Below are 502 nucleotides of genomic sequence, written 5' to 3' on the forward strand. Positions count from 1 at the left end.
AGCCGGCATTGCACACCACCCTCTTCGATGGCGACGGCGGGCAGTGGCTGGCCACCATCCGGCCCGTCTGGGGGGGCGAACTCCTGGTCGCCTACGCGACGCCGCGCAGCGCGCTGACCTCGGCCTGGACGACGCATGTCCTCTCGCTCGGCACCATCGCGGCCCTGATGACGGCGGCGATGATGTCGGTGATCGCCATCGCGTGGCGGCGCTGGGCCTCGGAGCAGCGGGCGTTGCGCGAATTGACGGCCACCCATGCCGCGCTGCGCGAACACATCAGCCGGCGCGAGGCGGCCGAGGAGCGGCTTGCCCAGGCGCAGCGGCTGGAGGCGATGGGGCGGCTGACAGGCGGCATCGCGCACGACTTCAACAACCTGCTCACCGCCATCCTGGGCACGGTCAATCTGCTCGATCGGCACCTTGGCCCGAACGCCGATGACCGCACCCGCCGCCTGATCGGTGCGGCGCGCGATGCGGTCGGGAGGGGAGCGCGGCTCAATGC

Annotated in this window: 1 protein-coding gene; it reads left to right on the top strand. The window is 71.7% G+C overall.

The window, feature by feature from the left end; genetic code table 11:
* Nucleotides 1–502, top strand: a 502-nt coding sequence (locus N2041_RS14885) for a histidine kinase dimerization/phospho-acceptor domain-containing protein (RefSeq protein ID WP_297679435.1), incomplete at both ends; no start/stop codon positions are given.

This window comes from Tepidiforma sp. (assembly GCF_026419595.1).
In the GTDB taxonomy this organism is placed as follows: domain Bacteria; phylum Chloroflexota; class Dehalococcoidia; order Tepidiformales; family Tepidiformaceae; genus Tepidiforma.